The following is an 11,976-nucleotide window of genomic DNA, read 5'->3' on the forward strand; positions in this document are numbered from 1 at the left end:
CGTGCGGCCGAGCATCGAGGCGATGTTGATCAGCGTGCCGCGGCCGAGCTTGCGGAACTCGCGCATCGCCGCGTGGCCGCCCTGGCGCATACGGCCGCGCGCGAGGCGGACGAGCACGAACGCCTGCTGGCCGCGGGCTTCCTCGAGGTGCTGGTGAAGCCGCTGTCGACGCCGGACGTGGTGGCCGCGGTGCGTGCACTGCTGGGTCGAGCGCCGCCGCCGATGACCCGCGTGATGCCGGTGACGGGCGCGCCGCTATGGGACGACGAGGCCGCACTGCGGGCGGTGCTGGGCGAGCGCGCCCACCTGGTCGCGTTGCGCCGCCTGTTCCGTGACGAGCTCGTCTCGATGCGCGACGCGGCGCGCACGGCGATGGAGGCCCGCGACGCCGCGGCGCTCCGCGCCCTGTTGCACCGCCTGCGGGCCAGCTGCGGCTTCGTCGGCGCGACGCGCCTGGGCGAGGCCGCCACGCGCCTGGCGACGGAGGCCGAGCGGGACGCCTGGAACCAGTTCGAAGCGACGATCGCCGGGACGCTCGCGAGCTTCCCGGAACGCTGAGGCCGGCGCACTGGCGACCTGGGCCGCGGCGTCGTGGGCGACGAGGCGGAGATGACGGGGTGACGTACGAAAACGGCGAATGCGTGGCCGTACCGACACCGTCTCGCCCGCCGTCAGTCGCTTCGCCCCGCGCCCACTCGCGCCAGGTCGGCCAGCATCTGCCATGAGGCCAGCCCGCGAGGCCCGACGTGGTGTTCGATCACACGGCGCATGCCCCGGCGCAGCGCCGCGAGGTCGCCGGGTGCGGGCGTGGTGTCGGTCGCGAGTGCGAGCAGCGCCTGCCCGCTCGGTGCATCGCTGCGGTCGGCGGCGCCCCGGTCGATGAAGAGCCGACGCGCGCCGTGCTCGGGATCGAGCCGGTACCGCGCGGCGGGATCGATGGGCTGGCCATCGCCGTCCGTGGCCCAGTCGAAACCGAGTCCGATCGCCTCGAGCAGGTCGCGTTCGTAGCGACGCAGCGTCCACGCCAGCGGTTCGCCTGCGCGCAGGCGCTCGCGGGCGCGGGCGTACGCCGCGAACAGGTCGGGCTGGGGGTCGTGCCGCGGTGCGAGCCGCAGCGTCAGCTCGTTGATGTAGAAGGCGGCGAGCGCGGCATCGCCGACCAGTCGCGGCGCAGCATCGACCGCGTCGGCCGAGTTGAGCTGCGCGAGTTCGCCACGCTGCATCGCGTCGAAGCGGATCCATTGCAGGGGCTGCAGCGCCGCGCGCAGGAGCTGGCGTCGCGGGCCGGTGACCCCGCGCGCGAGCAGGCCGATGCGCCCGTACTGCGCCGTCAGCAGCTCGACCAGCAGGCTGGTCTCCCGGTACGGCCGGGCATGCAGCACGAAGGCGTTTTCCTGGGCGTAGCGCATTCGGCCGGGCCGGAAGGGATCGGGCGCCTAGTGTGGCGGTCGCGGGTCAACGCCGCGGCACGGGCCGCGCGGTCGGTCAGTCGTGGTAGCCGAGCGACTTCAGCGCTGCCTCGTCGTCCGACCAGCCTTCGCGCACGCGCACCCATGTCTCGAGGAAAACTTTCGAATCGAAGAGCTTCTCCATCTGGGCCCGGGCGCGCGCCCCGATCTCGCGCAGGCGCTCGCCGCCCTTGCCGATCACGATGCCCTTCTGCCCGGACCGCTCGACCCAGATCACCGCCCCAATGCGCAGCAATGCACCGTCGACGTCGAAATTCTCGATTTCGACCGTGGTGGCGTACGGCAGCTCGTCGCCGAGCTGGCGCATCAGCTGTTCGCGCACCATCTCGCCGGCGAGGAAGCGCTGGCTCTTGTCGGTGATCTCGTCCTCGCCGTAGAGCGCGTCCTGCTCGGGCACGAGCGCGAGCGTGTCGCGCACCAGCGCATCGAGCCCCAGCGCCTTGAGCGCGGACACCGGATGCACCGAGGCGAACTCGCGGCCCTGCGAGACCTTGGCGAGGTACGGGAGCAGCGCGGTCTTGTCCTTCATGCGGTCGACCTGGTTGACCACCAGCACGACCGGGATGCCGGCGGACTTGAGCGCGTCGTACGCGAGGCCGTCCTCGTCGTCCCAGCGACCGGCCTGCACCACCAGCATCGCCGCATCCACCCCTTCGAGTGCGCCACGCGCCGCGCGATTCATCATCCGGTTCATCGCTCGCTTCTGCTCCCGATGGATGCCCGGCGTGTCGAGCAGGATCAGCTGGCCCGCGGGGAACGTGGCGATGCCGAGCAGGCGATGCCGCGTCGTCTGCGGCCGGTTGGAGGTGATCGAGATCTTGGCGCCGACCAGCGCATTGACGAGCGTCGACTTGCCGACGTTGGGTCGGCCGATGACGGCGACGTGGCCGGCGCGATGCGGTGCGTTATCCATGCCGGCATTGTACGGGCCCGGCACGGGCCGGCCGTGAGCCGCTTCAGCGGATGGCGCTTTCCAGGCGCGCGAGCGCCGCCTCGGCCGCCACCTGCTCGGCGGCACGGCGCGACAGGCCCTCGCCCTCCGTGACTACGGGCGGCTGCACGAGCGTGCAGCTCACCCGGAACGTCCGGGCGTGCTCTTCGCCGTCTTCCGACAATAGGGCGTAGACCGGCAGTGGCTTCTGCCGGCCCTGGAGCCATTCCTGCAGGCGCGTCTTCGCGTCCTTGCCGACCTTGTTCGGCGGCGGCAGCGCGGCCATCGCCCCTTCGAACCAGGGCAGCACGGCGGCACGGCAGCGCTCGAAATCGGCGTCGAGGTAGATGGCGGCCACGACCGCCTCGACCGCGTCGGCGAGGATGGAATCGCGCCGGTGCCCGCCCGACTTCATCTCACCCGGCCCGAGCGTCAGCTTCGAGCCGATGTCGAGCTCCCGGGCGATCTGCGCCAGCGAGGACTCACGCACGAGCTCCGCGCGGGCCCGCGTCAATGCGCCCTCGTCCACCTTCGGCCAACGGACGTACAGCGCTTCCGCCACGAACAGGTTGACGAGCGCGTCCCCAAGGAACTCGAGGCGCTCGTTGTGCGGCGCCCCGGCACTGCGGTGGCGAAGCGCCTGCTGCAGCAACTCGGGGCGGTCGAAGCGGTGGCCGAACGCGGTTTCCACGCGTCAGTCGGCGGTCCGCCTGAATTCCTTCTCGGCCTTGAAGTGCCCGACGACGTCGAGGTTCGCGATGAGCGGGCGGCGAACTTCGTAGTCCACCGTCATCAGCCAACCGGAATCCTTCCGCGTGAGTTTCACGTTCTCGGGCTTCACGTCTTCGCCGTAGTTGATATCCATGCGGCGGAAGAAGAAATCCTTGATCTTGGCCGGATCGTTCTCGGCCATCCCACCCTCGTTCGCCATGCCTTCGAGTGCCTTCTTCACCGAGAAGTACTCCGAATACATCGGCACCAGCTTCATGCCCATGTACAGGAACACGCCCACGACACCGAGCACCAGGATGAAACCGACGAGGCTCATGCCCTTCTGGTTGCGTCTCATGACTTTCCTTCCCCAAGGGTCCGAGAGGACGACAGTATCACCGGATCGCGGTACCGATGCGCGACGCGTCGAACGCGCCCGAGCAGAACCAGCCTTCGCAGTTCAGCCAGATCAGGAACGCCTTGCCGCGCAGGTTCGACTCCGGCAGGAAGCCCCAGTATCGGCTGTCTTCGCTGTTGCCCCGGTTGTCGCCCATCACGAAATAGTGGCCCGGCGGCACGGTCCACTCGCCCTGCCCGTCGTACCGGATCTGCTCGGTGCGCTCGAGCACCCGATGGGGCCGGCCCGGCAGCGCCTCTTCGAGCTCCTCGGCACCGGTCATCTCCGCGCCGTTGCCGACGCCCTGGTAGACGCCGACCGGCTGGTAGCGCACGGGCGTGCCGTTCACGCTGAGCACGTGGTCGTGGTAGGCGATGCGGTCGCCCGGCAGGCCGATGACGCGCTTGATCCAGTCCTGTTCCGGATGGTGCGGCGGCCTGAAGACAACGACCTCGCCGCGCTTGGGTTCCCCGATCGGCACGACCTTCGCGTTGCTGATGGGGAGGCGCAGGCCGTAGTTGAACTTGTTGACCAGGATGAAGTCGCCCGTGAGCAGCGTGGGCATCATCGAGTTCGAGGGGATGCGGAAGGGCTCGGCCACGAACGTCCGCAGCACCAGCACCACGGCAAGCACGGGGAAGAACGACTTCGCGTAGTCGACCAGCACCGGGTCGCCCGGCGTTTCGAGCAGGCCATCGCGCGCGGCGCGGCGCTTGGCGAGCACGAGCCGGTCCAGCAGCCAGATCAGGCCGCTGGCGAGCGTCAGCACGACGAGGATGATTTCGAACCAGCGCATGGCAATCCCTGGGGACGGTTGTTCGTGACGGGAGTTGGATCGCGACAGGCGGCCCGGGTTCCCGATCCCGGGCGCGCCTCACGGCACTTGCGTTACTGGTCGACCTTGAGCACCGCGAGGAAGGCTTCCTGCGGAATCTCCACGCGGCCGACCTGCTTCATGCGCTTCTTGCCTTCTTTCTGTTTCTCGAGGAGCTTCTTCTTGCGCGAGATGTCGCCGCCATAGCACTTGGCCAGCACGTTCTTGCGCAGTGCCTTGACCGTGGTGCGCGCGATGACCTGCGCGCCGATCGCCGCCTGGATCGCGACGTCGAACTGCTGCCGCGGGATCAGCTCCTTCATCTTCTCGGTGAGGTCGCGACCGCGGCGGTCGGCATGGCTGCGATGCGTGATGATCGACAGCGCGTCCACCTTGTCGCCGTTGATGAGCGTGTCCACGCGCACGAACGGGCCGGCCTGGAAGCGCAGGAAGTGGTAGTCCAGCGAGGCGTAGCCGCGCGAGACCGACTTCAGCTTGTCGAAGAAGTCGAGCACCACCTCCGCCATCGGCAGCTCGTAGCTGATCTGCACCTGCTGGCCCATGTAGGTGATGCTGACCTGCACGCCGCGCTTTTCCTCGCAGAGCTTGATCACGTTGCCGACGTAGTCGGGAGGCGTGAGGATGTTGGCGCGGATGATCGGCTCGCGGATCTCCTCCACCATGTTCACCGGCGGCAGCTTGGCCGGGTTGTCCATGGGGATCACCGAGCCGTCGGTCTTCAGCACCTCGTAGATCACCGTGGGCGCGGTGCTGATCAGGTTGAGGTTGTACTCGCGCTCCAGGCGCTCCTGCACGATCTCCATGTGCAGCATGCCGAGGAAGCCGCAGCGGAAACCGAAGCCCATCGCTTCCGAGCTCTCGGGCTCGAAGCGCAGCGCCGCATCGTTCAGGCGCAGCTTCTCCAGCGCCTCGCGGAGATCCGGGTAGTCCTCCGCGTCCACCGGGAACAGGCCGGCAAAGACGCGCGGCTGCATCTCCTGGAAGCCCGGCAGCGGCGACGGCGCGGGATTGGCGGTATGCGTCAGCGTGTCGCCCACGGGCGCACCGTGCACGTCCTTGATCGACGCCGTCACCCAGCCCACCTCGCCCGCACGCAGCGCGTCGAGCGGCTTGCGCTTCGGGGTGAACACGCCGACACCCTCGACCTGGTGCGAGCGCCCGGTCGTCATGACCAGCACCTTGTCGCCGGGCTTGATCTCGCCCTGCATGACGCGCACCAGCGAGACCACGCCGAGGTAGTTGTCGAACCAGGAGTCGATGATCAGCGCCTGCAGGCGATCGGTGTCGCGCGGCTTCGGCGGCGGGATGCGATGCACGATCGCCTCCAGCACGTCGATGACGTTGAGGCCGGTCTTCGCGCTGATGGCGACGGCGTCTTCGGCATCGATGCCGATCACCGCCTCGATCTCCGCCTTCGCGCGCTCGATGTCGGCGGTCGGCAGGTCGATCTTGTTGAGCACGGGCACGACTTCGAGGCCCTGTTCGACCGCCGTGTAGCAGTTGGCGACCGACTGCGCCTCCACGCCTTGCGCGGCGTCGACGACGAGCAGCGCGCCTTCGCACGCGGCGAGCGAACGGCTGACTTCGTAGCTGAAGTCGACGTGGCCCGGCGTGTCGATGAAGTTCAGGAAGTAGGTCTTTCCGTCCTTCGCCTTGTAGGGAAGCGAGACGGACTGCGCCTTGATGGTGATGCCGCGCTCGCGCTCGATCGGATTCGAGTCGAGCACCTGTGCTTCCATCTCGCGCGCTTCGAGGCCGCCGCAGATCTGGATGATGCGGTCGGCGAGCGTCGACTTGCCGTGGTCGACGTGCGCGATGATGGAGAAGTTGCGGATCTGCTGCATGAAGCGGGCGAGGCCGAGGCGAAATAACCCGGGATTATCGCATAGCGGCCGGCCGGGCCCGGACGGCCGCGGGATCCGCGGCCGCCCTGAACGCCTCAGCCCGCGGGGTCGACCGACAGGAACTGGGTCGATGCGCCTCGGCGCACCAGCAGCATGATCGATTGGCCGCGGGGCATCGCCGCCACCGCGCGCCCAAGCTCGGCCACGCTGCCCACCGCCGTCCGGCCGACCTGGAGGACGACGTCGCCGGGCTGCAGCCCGGCCTCGCGCGCCTGCGCGCCCTCCAGCCGGGCGATGCGCACGCCTTCATCGGCGCGCAGGCCGAGCTTCTGGCGCTCGGCGGGCGTCAGGTCCTGGACCGCGACGCCGAGGCTGCTGGTCGGCGTCGCGACGGGTGCCGCGGGCCGCGCCGCGTTCGGTGCCTCGTCGTCCTCGGACACGTTCAGCTCGTCCAGCACCACCGGAACCTGGATCGACTTGCCGTCGCGGATCACCGCCAACTGCACGCGCGATTTCGGCGTTAGCGCGCCGATCAGCGGCGGCAGGTCGGCCGAATCGTTCACCGGTCGACCGTTGACCGCACGAATCACGTCGCCCCGCTGGAGGCCGGCGCGCGCTGCGGCGCCGCCCGCGATGACGTCGCCGACGAGCGCGCCGCTCGCGTTGGGCAGGCCGAACGTCTGCGCCGCCTCCTGCGTGACCGGCTGCACCTGCACGCCGAGCTGGCCGCGGGCCACACGGCCCGTGGTGCGGAGCTGCTGAACGACGGAGGTCGCGAGGTCGCTGGGGATCGCGAAGCTCACGCCCATGTAGCCGCCCGAGTTCGAGAAGATCTGCGAGTTGATGCCGACCACCTCGCCGCGCGTATTGAGCAGCGGGCCGCCCGAATTGCCGCGGTTGATCGCGACGTCGGTCTGGATGAAGGGCACGTACTGCTGGTTCGCGTACGGGTTCGAGCGGCCGACGGCACTGACGATGCCGGCGGTCACCGAATGGTCGAGGCCGAACGGCGAGCCGATCGCGACGACCCACTGGCCGGCCTTCACGCCATCGGTCGCCATGCGCAGTGCCGGCAGGCCGCGGCCGTCGATCTTGAGCAGCGCGATGTCCGACTGCTCGTCGCTGCCGACCAGCTTGGCCTTGAACTCGCGACGGTCCGACAGGCGCACGGTGATCGTGCTGGCGCCGTCGACGACGTGGTGGTTGGTCAACAGGTAGCCGTCGTCCGAGACCAGGAAGCCGCTGCCGAGCGAAATGCCCTGCAGGCCGTTGTCCGGACCGCCCGGCGTGCGCGGCGCGCCGTCGGGGCCGCCCGGGAACGGCATGTCCTCGCCGAAGAAGCGCTTGAAGATTTCCGGGATGTCGGCGTCCTGCGCACCGGCGCGGCGCCCGCGGTTGCCGCGCATCTCCGCGCTGACGTTGACGACCGCCGGGCCGACCTGCTGCACCAGATTCGTGAAGTCGGGCAGTCCGGAGACCATCGACACAGCCGGCGGCGCGGTGGACGGCACGGGCAGTGGCGCGGCCTGCGGCTGCTGGGCCGTGCAGGCGGCGGGCAGCGCGAGCGCGATGGCGCCCACGAGGGCGAGCGTGTGGAGCGGTCGGTTCATCGAATCGGCCTCGGATCGTTGCGGGGCCGCGCAGGCGGCCCGATCGGGGGAAGAATCAGGGCGACGGCGCGTCAGCCCCGGCCTCGGCGCGAGGCTTCGGCTCGAACGGGAAGAACGAGGGCGACGCCTGCGCCGGCTCGCTGGTGCCGTAGCTCGCCGTGAGCGCACCGGCCGGGCCGGCCAGCGCCGCGCGTGGCCACGGACGCGGCGCGAGCGGGTCCGCGGCCGGGACGTGGAACGGATTGGGCGCGACCGGAACGGCCACCGCGGCCACTGCCGTTTCCGCCGCCGGCGTCGCGGTGACGACCGGCGCAGCTTCGCGGCGGGAGGCGCGCACGCTCGACGGCGCACGCGGGGCGGTCGCCACGCGCGGCGCGGCCCCGTCGTTGGTGATCGGCGCCACCGGGAGCGTCGGCACGGCCGGCACGACGGCCGGTGTCGGCGCCGCGACCTCGACCGGGCCGCTCACGCCGGTCGCGGTCGAAGCGACCTCGGCCGTGGGTGCAGCCTCCGGTGCGCCGCGGAGCGCGAAGACGCCGACCACGGCGAGTGACGCCGCGAGCGCGCCGCCGACCCAGCGCAGCGCGGGACGCTGTCGCGGCGTGGCGACAGGGGCCACGGCCGGTACCGACGGCACCGCGACCTGCGCACCAGCCACGTCGCGGCGCACGCGCTCGGCGAAGTCGGAAGGCGCGGCGATCGGCGCCTGCCGGCGCATCGCATCGCCGATCAGCTGCCAGCGCCCGATGTCGGCTTGCCACGCCGCGTCGTGCGAGAGACGACGCAGGGCGAACAGGCGTGCCTCGCCGTCGAGTTCGCCATCGTGCAGCGCGCTCAGGACTTCGCGGTCGTGTTCTGACATGTCGTTCGCATTCATCGCTGCCGCTCCCGGGCGCCGGAGGTATCGGTGTCGAGCAAGGGCTTGAGTTGCGCATCGATCGCTTCGCGCGCCCGGAAGATGCGCGAGCGCACCGTGCCGATCGGGCAGCCCATGCGTTCGGCGATCTCGTCGTAGCTGAGGCCTTCGACCTCGCGCAGCGTGATGGCATCGCGCAGTTCGCCCGGCAGGCGGTTCACCGCGTCCATCACCGTGCGCTCGACTTCCTGCCGCAGCAGTTCGTGCTCCGGCGTGTCGCTGTCGCGCAGTCGGGAGGTCATGTCGAACTGCTCGGCGTCCATGACGTCGATGTCGTCGGTCGGCGGCCTGCGGTTCTGGGCGACGAGATGGTTCTTGGCGGTATTCACGGCGATCCGGTGCAGCCACGTGGAGAACTGGGCATCGCCCCGGAAGTTCCCCAACGCGCGGTAGGCGCGCATGAAGACGTCCTGGGCCACGTCCTGGCATTCGCTCCAGTCGTGCACGTAGCGCCCGATCAGCCCCACGATCCGGTGCTGGTACTTGCGCACCAGCACGTCGAAAGCGGCGCTGTCGCCACGCTGGACGCGCTCGACCAGCTCCCGGTCGAGCGGCGACTCCGCCGCGGAACCGGATTCCATTGCAGACCCTTCCTCTTCGGCCATGCCGGCCGGCACTCCTGTAGCCGCCCGGCATCACCGGGCATTGGGACAACGCCATCGCGGAAAAGTTCACCGGCCGCGGCGGGGCGCGAGGCGTCGAACGGGGGCGCGGATTGACGCACGTGAAACAACCTCCCGATGATAGCCGGATGCTCCATACGTGAACGGATGGTTTCCCGATGCCCGCCTCCTCCCGCTTCGACGGCCTGCCGATGCACCACTGGCATGCCGAATCCCGTGACGACGGCCTCGTCGTGCTGTCGTTCGACAAGGCGGAGAGCACCGTCAACACGTTCTCGCAGGACGTGCTGATCGAGCTCGACGGCATCCTCGAGCGCCTGCTGCTCGAGCCGCCGAAGGGCCTCGTGATCCGCTCGGCGAAGACCAGCGGCTTCATCGCCGGCGCCGACATCAAGGAGTTCCAGGTGTTCGACCAGCGCGGCACGGTCGACGCCGCGATCGCGCGCGGCCAGCGCGTGTTCGAGCGCATCGCGCGCCTGCCCTTCCGCACGGTCGCCGCGATCCACGGCTTCTGCATGGGCGGCGGCACCGAGCTCGCCCTCGCCTGCGGCTATCGCGTCGCGAGCGACGACGCCTCCACCCGCATCGGCCTGCCTGAAGTGAAGCTCGGCATCTTTCCGGGCTGGGGCGGCAGCGTGCGCCTGCCGCGCCTCGTCGGCGCACCCGCCGCATTCGACCTGATGCTCACCGGCCGCACCGTGACCGGTCGCGCGGCGAAGGGCATGGGGCTCGTCGACCGCGTGGTCCCCGCATCCGACCTGATCGACGCGGCGGCGAAGCTCGCGCTGCGCGGCAGCGAGCGTCCGTTCAAGCAGCGTGCGCTGGCATGGGCGACGAACACCTGGGCCGCGCGCCAGGCGCTCGCGCCGCAGCTGGCCAAGCAGGTCGCGCGCAAGGCCCGCAAGGCGCACTACCCCGCGCCCTATGCACTGATCGAGAGTTGGCGTCGCGGCGGCGGCACGACGAAGCAGTTGCTCGACAACGAACGGCGCGCGGTCGTGAAGCTGTCCGCCACGCCCACCGCCCGCAACCTCATCCGCGTCTTCTTCCTGCAGGAACGCTTGAAATCGCAGGGCACGAAGGACCACGGCATTCGCCGCGTGCATGTCGTCGGCGCCGGCGTGATGGGTGGCGACATCGCCGCCTGGTCGGCCTACAAGGGCTTCGAGGTGACGCTCGCCGACCGCGAGCAGCGCTTCGTCGACGCGGCATTGCAGCGCGCGTCGGACCTGTTCGCCAAACGCGTCAAGGACGAGGCGAAGCGCCCGGCCGTCGCGGCGCGCCTGCGTGGCGACGTCGAAGGCTCAGGAGTTGCCGATGCCGACCTGCTGATCGAGGCGATCGTCGAGCGTCCTGACGCGAAGCGCGCGCTGTACGGCGATGTCGAGCCGCGCATGAAGGCCGACGCGCTGCTGACGACGAACACGTCCTCGATCGCGCTCGACGAACTGCGCGGCGGCCTGATGCGCCCCGCGCAGTTCGCGGGACTCCACTACTTCAACCCTGTGGCGCTGATGCCGCTCGTGGAGATCATCCGGCACGACGGCATGGACCCGGCCACCGAACAGCGCCTCGCCGGCTTCTGCCGCGCCATCGACAAGTTCCCCGTGCCCGTGGCCGGCACGCCGGGCTTTCTCGTCAACCGCGTGTTGTTCCCGTACATGCTCGAGGCCGCCACCGCCTACGCCGAAGGGATTCCCGGCCGCGCGATCGACAAGGCGGCGGTCAACTTCGGCATGCCGATGGGCCCGATCGAACTGGTCGACACCGTGGGCCTCGACGTCGCCGCGGGGGTCGGCGCGGAACTCGCGCCGTTCCTGGGCCTGCCGATCCCGGCGGCGCTCGCGGTGCCGCCGGAGGCCGGCCGTCGCGGCAAGAAGGACGGCCAGGGCCTCTACAAGTGGGAGAACGGCAGGGCGGTGAAGCCCGAGGTCCCGCAGGGCTACGTGGCGCCGGACGACCTCGAGGACCGCCTGGTGCTGCCGATGGTCAACGAGGCGGTCGCCTGCCTGCACGAGGGCGTGGTGGCCGATGCCGACCTGCTCGACGCGGGCGTCATCTTCGGCACCGGGTTCGCGCCGTTCCGCGGCGGCCCCATCCAGTACGTGCGCGAGACCGGGGTCGACGTGGTGCTGGCGCGGCTGCGTGCGCTGGAATCCAGGTACGGCGCGCGCTTCGCGGCGCGGCCCGGCTGGGACAATCCTGCGCTGCGTCCCTGAGACGCAGCGCGGTGCCGCTCAGTCGGCGCGCTGGCCCAGGGCGAGTCCGACCTCACAGACGACCGGCGGAGCGGCCCGCACCGCCTCGGCGTCGGACATGAACTCGCCGTCGCCCTCGGGATACCCGGGTGGCGTCGACCCCGGCGCGCACAGGCGCACCGGCCCGACGAAGCGTCCGCCGTGCGCCAGGTGGCCGCCCTTCCAGTCGGTGACGTAGCCGCCGTAGTCCCAGTCGAAGCCCGAAAACGCGAACGGACGACCGTTGAGCGCCTGCAGGGCTCGCGTGTCGAGGCCCGCACGCACGCCGTCGGCGCGCGTCCACGTGGCGCCGTCGCGCGCGATCAGCATGCCGGGGTGTCGGCCCGCCTCGTCGCCGGCAGCTTCCGCCGCCTGCGCCAACTGCTCGAAGGCCTGCTGATCG

General features: G+C 70.3%; 12 protein-coding genes. 2 read left to right on the plus strand and 10 right to left on the minus strand.

Annotated elements, in window-relative coordinates:
- The first annotated feature begins 72 nt into the window (after positions 1-72).
- On the plus strand, positions 73-558 hold the full coding sequence (locus tag ACY35P_RS13370) for an Hpt domain-containing protein (protein ID WP_462116335.1): 486 nt from the start codon (positions 73-75) through the stop codon (positions 556-558).
- Positions 559-671: 113 nt separating this feature from the next.
- Here the strand turns inward: ACY35P_RS13370 and recO are convergent, their stop codons facing one another.
- From recO to rpoE, 9 genes are all read right to left on the minus strand, one after another.
- Entirely contained in the window at positions 672-1,409 is a 738-nt protein-coding gene (gene recO / locus ACY35P_RS13375) for a DNA repair protein RecO (protein ID WP_462116336.1), read from the minus strand.
- A gap of 76 nt (positions 1,410-1,485) precedes the next feature.
- Complete coding sequence (era, locus tag ACY35P_RS13380) at positions 1,486-2,382, minus strand: GTPase Era (protein ID WP_462116337.1); 897 nt, start codon at positions 2,380-2,382, stop codon at positions 1,486-1,488.
- Between the two features lie 43 nt (positions 2,383-2,425).
- Positions 2,426-3,091 carry a ribonuclease III gene (gene rnc / locus ACY35P_RS13385; protein WP_462116338.1) on the minus strand — a complete coding sequence of 222 codons (666 nt, stop codon included), beginning with the start codon at positions 3,089-3,091 and terminating at the stop codon, positions 2,426-2,428.
- Between the two features lie 3 nt (positions 3,092-3,094).
- Complete coding sequence (locus ACY35P_RS13390) at positions 3,095-3,469, minus strand: DUF4845 domain-containing protein (RefSeq protein WP_462116339.1); 375 nt, start codon at positions 3,467-3,469, stop codon at positions 3,095-3,097.
- Between the two features lie 37 nt (positions 3,470-3,506).
- Positions 3,507-4,304: a signal peptidase I gene (gene lepB / locus ACY35P_RS13395; protein WP_462116340.1), complete on the minus strand. Its 798-nt coding sequence runs from the start codon at positions 4,302-4,304 to the stop codon at positions 3,507-3,509.
- A gap of 92 nt (positions 4,305-4,396) precedes the next feature.
- Complete coding sequence (gene lepA / locus ACY35P_RS13400) at positions 4,397-6,187, minus strand: translation elongation factor 4 (RefSeq protein ID WP_462116341.1); 1,791 nt, start codon at positions 6,185-6,187, stop codon at positions 4,397-4,399.
- Between the two features lie 95 nt (positions 6,188-6,282).
- Positions 6,283-7,797, minus strand: coding sequence for a Do family serine endopeptidase (locus tag ACY35P_RS13405; RefSeq protein WP_462116342.1), 1,515 nt, complete (start codon positions 7,795-7,797; stop codon positions 6,283-6,285).
- A 55-nt stretch (positions 7,798-7,852) separates the two neighbouring features.
- On the minus strand, positions 7,853-8,674 hold the full coding sequence (locus ACY35P_RS13410; RefSeq protein WP_462116343.1) for a sigma-E factor negative regulatory protein: 822 nt from the start codon (positions 8,672-8,674) through the stop codon (positions 7,853-7,855).
- On the minus strand, positions 8,671-9,294 hold the full coding sequence (gene rpoE, locus ACY35P_RS13415) for an RNA polymerase sigma factor RpoE (RefSeq protein WP_462116344.1): 624 nt from the start codon (positions 9,292-9,294) through the stop codon (positions 8,671-8,673). Before rpoE ends, ACY35P_RS13410 begins: the two co-directional genes overlap by 4 nt.
- 200 nt (positions 9,295-9,494) lie before the next feature.
- On the opposite strand from rpoE, the gene ACY35P_RS13420 reads away from it, so the two are divergent.
- Entirely contained in the window at positions 9,495-11,555 is a 2,061-nt protein-coding gene (locus tag ACY35P_RS13420) for a 3-hydroxyacyl-CoA dehydrogenase NAD-binding domain-containing protein (RefSeq protein ID WP_462116345.1), read from the plus strand.
- Between the two features lie 18 nt (positions 11,556-11,573).
- On the opposite strand, the gene ACY35P_RS13425 is transcribed toward ACY35P_RS13420, so the two are convergent.
- Positions 11,574-11,976 (minus strand): hypothetical protein (locus ACY35P_RS13425; RefSeq protein WP_462116346.1); only part of this gene is annotated, 403 nt, incomplete at its 5' end.

This window comes from Lysobacter xanthus, assembly GCF_047159895.1.